At 47.1% G+C, this 507-nt stretch carries 1 protein-coding gene; it reads right to left on the bottom strand.

Annotated features, from left to right (window positions below; translation table 11 throughout):
• Positions 1–507 (bottom strand): UTP--glucose-1-phosphate uridylyltransferase (locus ACWHAR_RS32445; protein ID WP_452089100.1); only part of this gene is annotated, 507 nt, incomplete at both ends.

Here is a 507-nt window from a genome sequence, read left to right on the forward strand (position 1 = left end):
CCGGTTTTGGTTTTTCAACAAAGTTTTTGACCTGGTATAGGCGCCCTTCATTTGTCAAAGGATCAATGATCCCGTAGCGGTGCGTTTGGTCTTCAGGCACCTGCTGAACGCCGATTACGGATGAGAGAGTCTTTTCGTACTCGTCCATCAGCTGGCGAAGGCCAGGTTTTTCCGCTTGGACAATGTCGTCTCCAAGGAGCACTGCGAACGGCTCGTCTCCGATAAAGTTGCGGGCGCACCAAACGGCATGTCCGAGTCCTTTTGGTTCTTTTTGGCGAATATAGTGGATATCAGCGAGATTTGACGCTTTTTTCACTTTTTCAAGGAGTTCGGTTTTCCCTTTTTCCTCCAGGTTGCGTTCGAGCTCCGGCGAGAAATCGAAATGATCTTCAATCGCTCGTTTGCTTTTACCGGTTACGATGATAATGTCTTCAATGCCGGCTTCAACGGCTTCTTCAATAATATATTGAATGGTTGGCTTATCTACGATTGGAAGCATTTCCTTTG

The organism is Bacillus sp. LR--39 (assembly GCF_053613335.1).